The 13172-nt window shown below is 36.5% G+C and carries 14 protein-coding genes; 10 read left to right on the top strand and 4 right to left on the bottom strand.

Annotated elements, in window-relative coordinates; genetic code table 11:
- Positions 1-127: 127 nt before the first annotated feature.
- Both SNE38_RS09175 and SNE38_RS09170 read right to left on the bottom strand, forming a co-directional pair.
- Positions 128-682, bottom strand: a complete 555-nt coding sequence (locus tag SNE38_RS09175; protein ID WP_191702768.1) for an integrase — start codon at positions 680-682, stop codon at positions 128-130.
- 290 nt (positions 683-972) lie between these two features.
- Positions 973-1224 (bottom strand): KGG domain-containing protein, encoded by a 252-nt coding sequence (locus SNE38_RS09170; protein ID WP_191702767.1) that lies wholly within the window; start codon positions 1222-1224, stop codon positions 973-975.
- Between the two features lie 424 nt (positions 1225-1648).
- Between SNE38_RS09170 and SNE38_RS09165 the strand changes: the two genes are divergently transcribed.
- The 5 genes from SNE38_RS09165 (at position 1649) to SNE38_RS09145 (ending at position 7532) form a co-directional block, all read left to right on the top strand.
- Positions 1649-3445, top strand: a complete 1797-nt coding sequence (locus SNE38_RS09165; RefSeq protein ID WP_191702766.1) for a carbon starvation CstA family protein — start codon at positions 1649-1651, stop codon at positions 3443-3445.
- A gap of 141 nt (positions 3446-3586) precedes the next feature.
- A complete protein-coding gene (locus SNE38_RS09160) occupies positions 3587-4336 on the top strand; it encodes a carotenoid biosynthesis protein (protein WP_191702765.1) in 750 nt (249 codons plus the stop codon).
- A gap of 49 nt (positions 4337-4385) precedes the next feature.
- Positions 4386-4973 carry a lysophospholipid acyltransferase family protein gene (locus tag SNE38_RS09155; protein ID WP_336046373.1) on the top strand — a complete coding sequence of 196 codons (588 nt, stop codon included), beginning with the start codon at positions 4386-4388 and terminating at the stop codon, positions 4971-4973.
- A gap of 13 nt (positions 4974-4986) precedes the next feature.
- On the top strand, positions 4987-6087 hold the full coding sequence (locus SNE38_RS09150) for a glycosyltransferase (RefSeq protein ID WP_336046372.1): 1101 nt from the start codon (positions 4987-4989) through the stop codon (positions 6085-6087).
- Positions 6084-7532 (top strand): phytoene desaturase family protein, encoded by a 1449-nt coding sequence (locus SNE38_RS09145; RefSeq protein ID WP_191702762.1) that lies wholly within the window; start codon positions 6084-6086, stop codon positions 7530-7532. The genes SNE38_RS09150 and SNE38_RS09145 overlap by 4 nt, the downstream gene beginning before the upstream one ends.
- An 8-nt stretch (positions 7533-7540) precedes the next feature.
- On the opposite strand, the gene SNE38_RS09140 is transcribed toward SNE38_RS09145, so the two are convergent.
- Positions 7541-8104 (bottom strand): GNAT family N-acetyltransferase, encoded by a 564-nt coding sequence (locus tag SNE38_RS09140; protein ID WP_191702761.1) that lies wholly within the window; start codon positions 8102-8104, stop codon positions 7541-7543.
- Positions 8105-8328: 224 nt separating this feature from the next.
- Between SNE38_RS09140 and SNE38_RS09135 the strand changes: the two genes are divergently transcribed.
- The 3 genes from SNE38_RS09135 to SNE38_RS09125 are packed head-to-tail and all read left to right on the top strand — an operon-like array spanning position 8329 to position 10815.
- Positions 8329-9090 carry an ABC transporter ATP-binding protein gene (locus tag SNE38_RS09135; RefSeq protein WP_336046371.1) on the top strand — a complete coding sequence of 254 codons (762 nt, stop codon included), beginning with the start codon at positions 8329-8331 and terminating at the stop codon, positions 9088-9090.
- A 13-nt stretch (positions 9091-9103) separates the two neighbouring features.
- Positions 9104-10033, top strand: coding sequence for an ABC transporter substrate-binding protein (locus SNE38_RS09130; RefSeq protein ID WP_336046370.1), 930 nt, complete (start codon positions 9104-9106; stop codon positions 10031-10033).
- A gap of 20 nt (positions 10034-10053) precedes the next feature.
- A complete protein-coding gene (locus SNE38_RS09125; protein WP_336046369.1) occupies positions 10054-10815 on the top strand; it encodes an ABC transporter permease in 762 nt (253 codons plus the stop codon).
- A 16-nt stretch (positions 10816-10831) separates the two neighbouring features.
- On the opposite strand, the gene SNE38_RS09120 is transcribed toward SNE38_RS09125, so the two are convergent.
- Positions 10832-11260: a winged helix-turn-helix transcriptional regulator gene (locus SNE38_RS09120; protein WP_191702757.1), complete on the bottom strand. Its 429-nt coding sequence runs from the start codon at positions 11258-11260 to the stop codon at positions 10832-10834.
- A gap of 207 nt (positions 11261-11467) precedes the next feature.
- Here SNE38_RS09120 and SNE38_RS09115 point away from each other — a divergent pair, with 207 nt between their 5' ends.
- Positions 11468-11983, top strand: a complete 516-nt coding sequence (locus SNE38_RS09115; RefSeq protein ID WP_191702756.1) for a DUF4242 domain-containing protein — start codon at positions 11468-11470, stop codon at positions 11981-11983.
- A 20-nt stretch (positions 11984-12003) separates the two neighbouring features.
- On the top strand, positions 12004-13047 hold the full coding sequence (locus tag SNE38_RS09110; protein WP_191702755.1) for an acyl-CoA dehydrogenase family protein: 1044 nt from the start codon (positions 12004-12006) through the stop codon (positions 13045-13047).
- The last annotated feature ends 125 nt before the right edge of the window (positions 13048-13172 follow it).

Raw genomic sequence — 13172 nt, 5'->3', positions numbered from 1 at the left:
GCCGTGCCCCCGGAAAGCGTCCCCGGAACGGAAATCAATTTTGGCAGAAGCAGAAAAACATCCATTTATACATTGGAAAAATGGATGTTTTTCGTTTTGTCCAGGCTCTTTTAAATTTTCTAAATTATTATGCCGGTAGAAGTTCTGCTTCATCTTGAATTTTCTTAAATAGGGCTAAATCTTCTCTGTAATTATTCAAGTATGAGGACAAACTGTGATTTTTTATTTTTTCAAACGTATCGGTATTTACTAATTGTAACTTATTATTAAGGATTTTTGCATTAACCCATGCTGTCTCTTCGAAGGCAATATTCATTATATGTTCTTCAATAATCATACTTAAAAGGCTAGGTGTATTATAGATTTCATTTAAAGAATTTTCATTTCTCATTTCAAAAAAATCAATTGTTCTTGGCAGGGAAGCCTGTAATGCCGGTCTGTCAATAGCATGTCCCAACTCGTGGAGTGTTAATGCATTTATATATATTTCTAAAGGTATAATATTAGAGAATTCTGCGGCAGCTTCTACTAAACGATTAGCATCGAAACTAACGATATGCGTAATGAAGTTATAACTCATATTTACACCTGTATAATCTTGCTTTAGTTCAATATTCATGCCGGTAGCTAGAATAGCAGAATGAATAATTTCTTTAAGATATTGATTTGTATATTGTTGCATGAATATTGTCATTTCCCTCTCTATATTAAATAAGTTATATTAAAATATTTGTTTTTATAAATGAACATAAAGTAATATATAATTTTTTTTGAATAATTTCAAATTGTTTGTTTACAATTTTATGTAATATGCTATTTCTTTGAAGTGAAAAATAGTCTTGAAGCTTGTTATGGTGCTTATTTATGCATAAAAAAGATGCCTGCCGTGTTTTATACAACGGCAAGCATCTTTTTATTAAATACGCGTATTTTACTGTTCATTTTTATTTGATTTCATTCATGTTGATTGTCTTAATTGTTATTATTGTTGCTGTTATTTCTACGGCTAGCCTCTCCGCCTTTGCGGCCAGCTTCTTCACGGCTCATTTTGCCGCCATTGTTATTGCCATTGTTGTTTCCATTACTTGCTTCTCCGCCTTTACGGCCGATTTCTTGATAAAATTCTTGGTTGTGGTTATTGGATGTAGCTTCTCCGCCTTTACGACCGGCTTCTTGAACTGTCATTTTCCCATTGTTGTTCTGGTTACGATTGTTATTAGCCATTTCTAACATCCTCCTAGAATATTTTTTAAGCCTATTGCTAAGCTTACTAGTTTAATTCCCACCCTTACATTTATTAAACATTAATTATATTTCAAATATATTACAAGTAAATGATTGATTTTTATTATATATCTTAATTGAACATGGTGTGAACCCTTAGAGTGCCTGGTTACAGTGCCATGTTAGATAAGAATTTATCATCGAATTATAACAGCCAAAAAAAAAAAAATTAATTCTTCTTCTATTTAAAAAAATATTTAATATCTTTTTATTAAATGGAAAATGTATTCAATTTTGTAACTTTGTACGTTAAAATAACTATTACACAAAATTTTCTGTTAATTTTTAATTTTTGTAGTACAACAGAGGATTTTTTTGATATTGTTATATTACAACAAAAATAGAATTTAGGAGGAAAAGAGAAGTGAATGCAATTACACTAGTTATAGGGGCTATTTGTATTTTAGTAATAGCTTATCGATTTTATGGTATTTTCTTTACAAAAAAAGTATTAAAAATTAATGAAGACAAGCCAACACCTGCTCATGAAAAAAATGACGGACAAGACTATGTACCGACAAATAAATGGGTAGCATTCGGGCATCATTTTGCGGCTATTGCAGCTGCAGGTCCATTAGTAGGACCAATTTTAGCTGCACAATTCGGTTATTTGCCAGGTTATCTTTGGCTATTAATCGGTGCCGTTATTGGAGGAGCAGTCCATGACGCAGTCGTACTATTTGCATCGATGACAAAAGGCGGAAAATCATTGTCTGAAGTTATGCGTGAAGAGTTAGGACCAGTGGCGGGCTTTTGTACAGGTCTTGCAATGCTTTTCATAATCACCATTACAATGGCAGGGTTATCAATGGTAATTTTAGGTGCATTAGCAGAAAATCCTTGGGGAACATTTGCTGTTGCAGCGACAATTCCTATTGCTATGCTGATGGGGTTAATTAATAAGTTCACGGGTAACTTGAAGCTCTCTACTATTTTAGGGGTCGTCTTGCTCGTAGCGGCTGTCTTCTACGGTCCATCGATTCAAGGAACTTGGCTCGGTGAGGTATTAACATTAGATCGTGAAACACTATCAATTTTATTACCAATTTATGCATTCTTTGCGGCAGCCTTACCAATATGGTTCTTATTAGCGCCACGTGATTATTTAAGTAGCTTTATGAAGATAGGTGTATTTATTGCCTTGATTATCGGGGTATTTATTATTAATCCTACAATTCAGTTTCCAGCAATTATCCCTGACTTTTTAGGTGGCGGAGGACCAATCGTTGCGGGTCCTGTTTGGCCTTTCGTTTCAATTACAATTGCCTGTGGTGCGATTTCCGGTTTCCATGCTTTTGTCGGTTCAGGAACAACACCGAAAATGCTAGATCGCTGGGAAGATATTCGTGTTGTAGGTTTTGGGGCAATGCTCGTAGAATGTGTCGTTGGGGTTATGGCTCTAATAGCAGCAACGGTTTTACATCCTGGAGATTATTTTGCAATTAACTCAACACCTGAAAAATTTGCGACATTAGGAATGTCTGTAGTGGATTTACCTGCATTATCTGAAGCAATTGGGATGGATTTAGAAGGACGTACAGGGGGCGCGGTAACGCTTGCTGTCGGTATGGCATCAATATTTGCCGGGGTGGAATGGTTCAGTCATTTAACGGCATATTTCTATCAATTCGTGATTATGTTTGAAGCGGTATTTATATTAACAGCAATCGATGCAGGTACACGTACTGCTCGTTACTTAATTCAAGATTTCTTAGGAAATGTGTATAAGCCATTAAAGAAAACCGATTGGCTGCCCGGTGCAATCGGTGCGAGCGCCCTGGCCTGTATCATGTGGGGCTACTTACTGAATTCCGGGGATATTGCATCCGTCTGGGCATTATTCGGCGTATCCAACCAATTAATGGCGTCGATCGGTTTAGTATGTGGTGTAACTTTCGTACTGAAGGTTGCAGATAAACGCATTTACGTATTAACATGCTTTATTCCATTAGTATATTTATATATTACAGTAAACGTAGCAGGATTCTGGATGGTGAAAAATGTCTACTGGAACAGCATGGCTGGTGGATACAATATTTTAAATGGAATTTTATCCATCATCATGTTAACGCTAGGTTTAATTATTGTCATAACATCATTTATTAAATGGCGTGAACTATGGGCACATCCGCGCTTTACAGAACAGGCAACAGCAAATTAAATGTAAGATCTATACACCGAAATGGAACCTAACATCCATTTCGGTTTTTATTTGAAACGAAATCGCATTTGTTTACGGGTTACATGAGAAGTGAATATAATGGAAAAAAGGAAATAATAGTTTAATAAGGGAGTGAATAAAATGCGTATTGCAGATTACATATTTTACTTTTTTCTTTTTTGGTACATATGCGGAGTAGTACTTGTTGGCTTTGATTTGTTGCCCAGTTGGCTGGAATGGTCGAATAGTATATTTATTATTACATCCGGAATATTAGGAGGAATTTATTTCCTCATTCATTTCCGCTTTAAATTGGGCTTCTTAATATTTGTTGGAATATTTGTGTCTACATTCATCATTGAATACTATGGATCATCTAGTCAATTTTTGTTTGGTGATTATACGTATTCAAATTATTTTGCACCGAATGTTATGGGGGTTCCAGTTGCAATCGGTTTCGCATGGGTAATGGTTATTGCGACAGGTCATGCTATTATCATGAAGTTTGGAGTGCAAAATATAATTTTAAGAGCACTACTCGGTGGTGTTTTGGCGCTTACGATGGATTTAATATTAGATCCGGTAGCCTATAAAGCAAAACAATATTGGATATGGCACGAGCCGGGAATATACTATGACATTCCGTGGACGAACTTTTTTGGCTGGTTTATTGTCGCTTTTTGCATTCATATAATTCTATCATTCATTTCTGTTTCACAAGTGAATAAAGTTTGGCAGGATCGACTCGTTCTTTTGTATATCCTGATTATTATCATGTTTGCTTTAATTGGGTTAATGAATGGAATATATTTGGCCAGTACAATAGTTGTGACAGCACTTCTCTTTTTAATATTCTCACTTCGAAAAGAGGGGCAATATGCGAGTAGCTAAAAAGAATAAAGTTGCTATGAGAATGTTTCGGTTCGTCCAACAGAAATTGATGAAGCGAAGTTTTGCTCATATTTATATAAAGGCGGATTTCCCTATGCCCAGCAATGCACTATATATTGCTAATCACAGTTCCTGGTGGGATGGTCTGCTTTTGTTTGAATTGGAACAAAGGGGATATATTCCAAATCTATTTGTCATGGTAGATGAGCAGGGAATAAAGAAATTCCCCATTTTTCAATGGATAGGTGCGTATTCAGTTAATCAACAAAACCCGAAACATATTATAGAATCCATCCGCTATACGAAAAGTCTATTACAGGATGGAAAAAATATTTGTATATTTCCTCAAGGAAAGGAATGGCATTTAGAACAAAGGCCACTTTACTTTCAACAAGGTGCAGCAATGATTGCCAAGCAAATGAAAGGTATTTCGGTCGTTCCTATAACTTTTTACTATACATTTCGGAATGAACGAAAAGCAGAAGTGTGGATTGAAATCGGAAAAACAATTCAATATGAAGATAAATGGAGTCGAGAACAGATGACACAATATTTTGAAGAGGTAGTCACGGAGCAGTTAAATGCTCTGAAAAAAGATGTTGTTCAAAATGATTATACAAGTTTCATAAAAGTATGATGAGGTGACTAGGATGCTATTTATTTACTGTATTGTGTTAAGTATTTTTGTCATTTGGACAATTTTGAATGGCTTGTTTTTACCTCGAATTAAAAAAGGGCATGGGGAAAATCTAGATCGTATTTCCATTCTTATTCCTATGCGTAATGAGCAACGAAATGTAAAACTGTGCATCTCCATGCTAAAGCAACTTACATATCCACAGCTAGAGTTCATCATTTATAATGATCAATCAACCGACTTAACTGGACAAATGCTATATCAGGAAATTGAAGGTGATGCGCGCTTTCGTGTGATAGAGGGAGTGGAGTTGCCGTCTAATTGGGTAGGGAAAGTGCATGCCTGTCATCAGCTACAGCGAGTAGCCACTGGAAAATATTTAGCGTTTATTGATGCAGACGTAACCTTGTCATCACACATCTTTGAAAAAGTAGTTCCACTTATGAGGGAAAACAAAATTGGTCTAATTACCGGGTTTCCGCATTTTATGTATTCTAATTGGCTGGATCGGCTTGTACTTCCGATGATGCATTTTCTTGTGAATTTTCATTTGCCTGTTGCTCTGGCGAATTATACGAAATGGCCGGCTGCTACGGCTGCCAATGGGACATTTTTATTTTTCGAACGAGAAGCTTATGAGAAAATGGGTGGTCATCTTGTAGTGAAAAACTCTCTATTGGAAGATGTGGAAATAGCGCGGGCGATGAAAAAATCAGGAATGCGGGTGTTATTAGTTAATCTTAGTAAAGACAGTTCATGTAAGATGTACACTAGCGCGTTTGAAACGTGGCAAGGTTTTTCTAAAAATACATTTAATGGCCTAAATTATTCTTTTAGAAATGCCGTGCTGTTTGTCCTTTTTTATAGTGTGACTTATGTGTTTCCGCTAGTGCTTCTTATTAATAGTATTGTTTTTTCTAATTGGCTGTATGCTATACCGTATATTTTGATTGTTATTCAAAGAATGGTTTCCGACTTCAAAAGCAAGACACCCTTATATTACGCATTGTTCATGCCACTCTCTTCATTGGCAATGCTAATTATTTTGTGTAATTCAATTTATTTGTATCAAACGAAACGATCGTATGTTTGGAAGGGACGTGAATACGGATGAAGAAAGTAGCGGTAATTGGCGGCGGTCTAGGGGGGCTATCCGCAGCTATAACACTTGCGAATGCAGGCATGGATGTTACAGTATTTGAAAAAAATAAAGAATTGGGCGGAAAAATGCGCTCAATAGATCTCGGTACGCATCATTTTGATTTTGGACCAAATACGATTACAATGCGCCCTGTCTTTCAGCAGGTATTAGCACAAACTGGCGTAGATCCGGATGATTATTTAAATTTTATCCCTTTACGAGTTCATATGAAGAATGTAAGTTCGAAAGGAGAAGTATTATATTTTTCCAACGACCAGCAATATATGATTGAGCAAATTAAAAAGATTTCTTTAAGTGACGCGAAAAATTATCCTGCTTTTATTACGGAAATTTCAAGAATCTACTTTTTGGCACAGCGTCATTTTTTGCAAACAACATTTACGAGCTGGCGAGACTATATGAAACCATCATTACTATCGGCGCTAGTAAAAGTACGGCCTTTTGAAACTTTGGACCAATTTATAAGAAAGTATTTTCAGCATCCGTTTATCGTTCAATGTTTTTTACGCTATGCGACATATATTGGTTCATCGCCATACATAATGCCTGCAACATTTGCAATGATTGCTTATTTGGAATTGGTTGATGGTGTCGATTACGTTGAAGGTGGAACATCAAAGATTGCGCAAGCATTTACAACCCGTGCTAAGCAGCTAGGTGTGAAATTTCATGTAGGGTGTGAAGTGACAAAAGTTAAATATGGAAAGACTCAAATTCACAGTATTATCGATCAGTATGGAAATACACATACAGTCGATGCTGTCTTTATGAATTCAGATCGATTAAGTGATTTATTTGAGCTTGATGAAGTTAAAAAAGATATTCAGCCATCCAGTTCAGCATTTGTCTTATTGCTTGGGCTTAATAAACGGATTGAAGGGTTGCATCATCATAATGTCTATTTTCCTGAAAACTATGAATTGGAGTTTGACGCACTCTTTTCAGATCACTATGTTGAAGATCCCACAATTTATATTTGTAATTCTTCCTATACCGATCCTTCCATTTCACCAAGTGGAGATAATTTGCTGATTTTAGTTAATGCCCCTCCAACCCAAAATGGAACTTTACAAATTGATTCGCAGAAATATCGCCAACAAATAATCATACAGTTAAAGGACCTTGGTCTTGATATCGAAGATGCTATTGTGGAGGAAAAAGTAATAACACCCGAGTATTTAGAGAAGGAATTTTATGCATTTCGAGGGGCATTGTATGGAGCTGCATCCAATTCAGTAAAATCTGCATTTTTTAGACCGAGTAATCGGCATGCAAAGCTGAAAAATTTATATTTTGTTGGAGGGACAGTACATCCAGGTGGGGGGTCTCCACTTGTCACACTTGGAGGCATGAATGTGGCAAAAAAATATATAGCAGAAAAAGGTCAGGAAAATTAGAGATACCTCTAAATTTCCTGACCTTTTTGTGTAATGTATAAATAATTTAAGTAGTCTTCTTTTAAAATTGCATTTAAAACACAAGGCTGTTTTTGTCTCTCTTCCAATAGTAAATGTTCTTCTGGAAATTGCTGTTCAACATTTAAGGAGATGAACGGTAATTTTTCCTGTGCTTTTTGTGAACGGATATTAACAGTACGGGCACCTGCAAACACAACATCCAATTTCAGCTGCTCAAATGCAATTTTTAAAATTTCAATTTTCGACGGCAAATTATAGCCAAGCCCCCAAAACTCAAAACCAATCCAGCTACCGATGTGACAAAGTTTTTTATGTTGATCAATAAACATTAGTGTCGTAATACCAACTAATTTTTCTTCCTCATTAAGAATTACACGAGAAACCGTCTTTCCTTCAGATTCTTCTATTAAATTATTAATAATAAAATTTTCCGTATCTTCTATGGATTGAGTAGGTAAACCAAGTGCATTTTTTACTTCGGGTGCCTGAGATAAACGATGTATTTCCTTCGCATAACGAAGATCATGGGGAACTAACTTCACTTTTTTCATTTTGTTTCAACCTCACTTTTTAAATGAACTACCATCACTATGTAGATAACTATATATTGTTCCATTTTATATTATATTCATAAAATAACCGACAATTTTTTAGAAAATAAAAATAAATTGAAAAATAAGGTTGTTTTATTTAAGTAAGTATAATAATATAACTCATATAATATAAAACCGAGTTGAATAATCGGCATTGGGGTGAAAGGTAATTGTCTTCAGTAATGATTGATATTAGGAATGTAAGTAAGTCTTATAGTGAACAGGGTCCGACAGTACTGCAGGATATTTCTTTCGATATAAAAAAAGGTGAAGTTATCGCAATTTTAGGAAAAAGCGGCTGTGGAAAAAGTACATTGCTTAATTGTATAGGTGGCTTTGAAGCGGTAAACAATGGCCAAATCTTGCTCGATGAAGTGTCTGTCAGGAAACCGAGTAAGCGATGCATTATGCTGATGCAAAACTATGGGTTACTGCCATGGCGCTCTGTCCGAAAAAATGTAGAGTTAGGCATTGAAAATATAAGTTTATCAAAGCAGGAAATATCTGAAAGAACTCTACATTATTTACGAATGGTTGGATTAGAGGATCGGGCCAATGCTCTCCCAAGTGAATTATCTGGTGGGATGCAGCAACGAGTTGCTATTGCACGTGCCCTGGCGATGCAGCCAGAGGTCATTTTAATGGATGAACCATTCGGTGCGCTCGATACATTTACACGATACTATTTACAGGATGAATTAATGCAAATTCAGCGTCGAGAAAAGATGACAATTGTTTTAGTAACACATGATATTGATGAAGCCATTTATTTGGCAGACCGCATATTAATTATGAAGCCAAATCCTGGGGAGATTCATAAGGAAATTGTATTGAGATTGCCAAAGGAACGAAATCGTGCCGATGCAGACTTTCAGCATTATAGGGAACTAATTTTTAATGAATTTCAATTTACTCATGAAACAACGATAGAATTTAATATTTAAGGGGGGTTAGTGGATGAAAAAGATATTTTTAATAATGACAATGTTATTTGTTACATTTTTAGCTGCATGCGGAAATAATTCTGCAGTCGATGGTGAAAAACCAACAATAAAAATTGGGTATTTACCGATTACACATGCGGTGCCTTTATATATGCAGAATGATGAGAACTATGAGGATTATAATTTAGAGCTAGTAAAGTTTGGTTCTTGGCCAGAACTAATGGATGCACTTAATACGGGAGCAATCGATGGGGCATCCGTATTGATTCAATTAGCCATGAATGCAAAGGAAAAAGGCATCGATTTAAAAGCAGTGGCACTAGGTCATCGTGATGGCAATGTTTTAATTGCTGGCAATAATATTAATTCTGTTGAAGAACTCGTCGGGAAATCTTTTGCCATTCCAAGCAGATTTTCCACACATAATATTTTGCTGTATGAAATGCTGAAAAAACATGGTATCGCCTATGATGAGGTTGATGTAATCGAACTACCGCCAGCAGAAATGCCTGCAGCTTTAGCAGAAGGGCGAATTGCCGGCTATGTTGTAGCTGAACCATTTGGAGCGATTTCTGTAGCACTTGAAAATGGCAAAGTATTGTATCAGTCAGAAGAAATATGGAAAGATTCCATCGATTGTGGCTTAGTATTGAGAGGTAAATTTATTGACGACAATAAAGAATTGGCCGACAAATTTGTTAACGACTATGTAGCAGGTGGAGAGCTTGCACAAGGAAAAGACGAACATATGCATGAAGTAGTCGGGCAATATTTAACAGTGGATCAAAATGTTTTGGATATTTCTCTTGATTGGATTTCATATGACAATTTAAGTATTGAACAAGAAAGCTATGCTATTTTACGTGATGCATTAATGGAAATGGGATTATCTGATAATCCACCATCCTACGAAGACTTTGTTGATGATAGCTTTGTAAATTAATAGAGGAATGGAGGGATATTATGGCCATAGTGAAAAAACTGTCACCGATTGCGATTGGCTTTATACTGCTTCTTGTCTTCTGGCAATTTGCAATCTTCATCGGTGGCCATCAGTCAGCACTCTTCCCTCCACCTTTAAAAGTGGGGGAAGCATTATTAGCAATCATTTCGGATGGTTCTTTGTTTGCTCATATTCAAATTAGTTTATTTCGATTTTTCACGGGTTATTTAGCAGCAGTAATTGTGGCCATCATTTTAGGGCTTCTACTAGGTAGATCGATGCTCGTATGGAAAGTAGTGGACCCAATTGTTCAAGTATTGCGTCCGGTTTCTCCAATTGCATGGTCCCCTTTTATCGTATTATGGTTTGGCATTGGCAATATGCCCGCGATTGTCATAATTTTTATAGCTGCTTTTTTCCCGGTCCTTTTATCGACCGTATCAGCTGTCAAAAAAGTCGACAGAACATATTTACGTATTGCCTCCAATTTTGAAATGAGCCCGTTTGAAACATTACGGAAAATAGTATTACCGGCATCATTCCCGATGATTGCAAATGGTTTGCATATGGCGTTAGGTTCTGCGTGGATCTTCCTTGTAGCGGGTGAAATGGTCGGTGCGCAATCAGGGTTAGGGTTTTTAATCATTGATGCAAGAAATTCTTTAAGTCTTGATTTAGTAATGGCTTGTATCGTTGTCATTGGGGTTCTTGGATTAGCGTTAGATAAAGGCATTCATTATTTTGAAAGTTGGGTCAATCGCATTTGGGGCAGCGCAAAATAAAACTGCCTAAAAATTTTTAGACAGTTTTTAAAGGTCGTATTTGAATATTGTCGATTCGATCACCCGTTTTAGTAGAGTAATAACCAATTTCAACCCGGTTTTCATCAGGATCGACAATTTCTTTATAACAAGTTTCAAGATGCTCGGCTCCCCAAATAATCATCGCATTAAATACATGCTCAAGGGCAGTGCCTTTTTCGGTTAATGTATAGCGATAGCGAGGTGGGTGAGCAACATAAAGCTCGCTCTGGACTATATGGGCTTCTTCTAATTCCTTTAAACGATTCGAAAGAACGTTTGCCGAAAGTCCGGGAAGCTTGAGCTTAATATCATTGAAATTTGTTTCACCTATTAGAAGTTCGTGGATGATTAGAAGTGTCCATCTATCCCCGAGAATATTTAATGTTTGTGCAATGTTACAAGGTAAATCATAACGAGTTTTCATGCTTATGCCTCCTTCGTACTTAGTATAAACATTAATTTTATGCAAAGCGAGTTAATTTTTTTAACTTTCAAAGGAGCTTGAAACTTTCAACATGCTGTACCTAATGATGAATAGGTGCAATTGATAATTGATATTCATAGTGCGCTCTAATTTAATCGCCTATTTGAATATAAAGAAATTTAACATTAACTACTAGGAGGAATTTAAATGAGTTTATATTTAGTGGAATCAACAATTAATGAAGTATCTTCAAAAGAGGCATTTTCGGCATTGGTAGATAAAGTGCACGCGACAAAAGATGTAGGGGTTATCGAAGTACAAGTAGCGAAGGATTTTTCACGTGGCTATTTCATTATTGAAGCAACTGAAGAAGAAGCAGTAAAAGAAGCTTTACAATCACAAGGTGTTTCGATCGACTTAATTAAAGAAGTTCGTTTAATCGGTAAAGAATTAGATGAAGTAAAAGCTGGTGGAGAGCAAGTAAATTATTTAGTTGAGTGGGAAATCCCTGCTGAAATCACGATGGAAAAATATTTGGAACGCAAAAAGAAAAACTCTGTAAAGTATGAAGAAGTACCTGATGTAAAATTCTCTCGTACGTATGTATGTGAAGATATGACAAAGTGCTTATGCTTCTATGATGCACCAGACGAAGCAGCTGTAAAACGTGCACGCGAAGCAGTACAAACACCGATTACATCGCTAACGGAACTATCGGACTAAAAGGAAAGGATGCGGAGAGAATGGCATTGAACAAACAATTATTAGCGCAAATCATCGAGGACAAACTAAAACCTTTAGTAAAGAAAGTCGATGAGCAGGCACATTATGCAGAAAGCTATATTTTAGCGTTAGGCGAGGGTGGATTTTTTCAATCGGCAAATAAAGATCAATCAAGTTTATTAGTAGATGAAGCGACAGTTGTCCGTGAAACGGCAAAGGTATGTATGACAACAGCGTTTTGTGTTTGGTGCCATTTAGCCGCATTAACTTACTTACGAAATAGTGATAATGCCTATTTGAAAAATGAAGTGTTGCCCCAATTAGAAAATGGCCGTAAGTTAGGGGCAACAGGTTTATCAAATGCAATGAAATACTATTCAGGTCTGGAGAAGCTTCATTTAACTGCCGAAAAGACAGAAGAAGGCTATATTATTAACGGAACACTACCAGCTGTATCAAATTTAGGGAAGCGCCATTATTTTGGTGCGATTGCTACAATTGATACTCGGGAAGTGATGGTGCTCGTTTCAACAGATGCATCAGGTTTGGAAATGACCGAACGACTTGGGTTTATCGGGGTAAATGGAAGTGCAACATATACTTGTAAATTTGAGAATGTACTAATTCCAAATGATTTTGTTATATCGGAGGATGCAAAAGCATTTTGCGATATTATACGCCCGACATTCATTTACTACCAAGTTCCGCTTGGTGCCGGTGTTATAGCTGCAGCAGCTGATGGCATTGAAAAGGTAAAAGCAAAGCAAAATGGCTGTAATGACTTTTTGAAAGTACAGGCAACTGAACTACGTAGCCATCATGAAAGAATTGAAGCGGAGTTAACTCAATTAGCAAACAATTTAACACTAAAAGATGTAGTAAATACGCGTTTACAGGCAGTCCATGATACATTAGCTGCAGTGCAGGCAAATATGATTCATAATGGTGCAGCGGGCTATGTAGCCGGTAGCGTACCTTCTCGCAAACTGCGTGAAGCATACTTCTTTGCAAATTTAACGCCAACTGTCCGTCATTTAGAAAAAATAAAATCAAATTTCACTTAAGTAAAAAGGGGCTATCCAGTTAGCCCCCTTTTTTAGTTTATTCTTCTTTTCAATCCTCCAGCGAATCAATCCCCAGGTTGCCAATCGAGCGCTTCACAAATCGCTTCCAGTTTAGAAATGCAATA

Origin of the sequence: Solibacillus ferritrahens, from assembly GCF_037027585.1 — a bacterium.
Taxonomy (GTDB): Bacteria; Bacillota; Bacilli; order Bacillales_A; family Planococcaceae; genus Solibacillus; species Solibacillus ferritrahens.
This window is presented reverse-complemented; position numbering and strand designations above follow the sequence as displayed.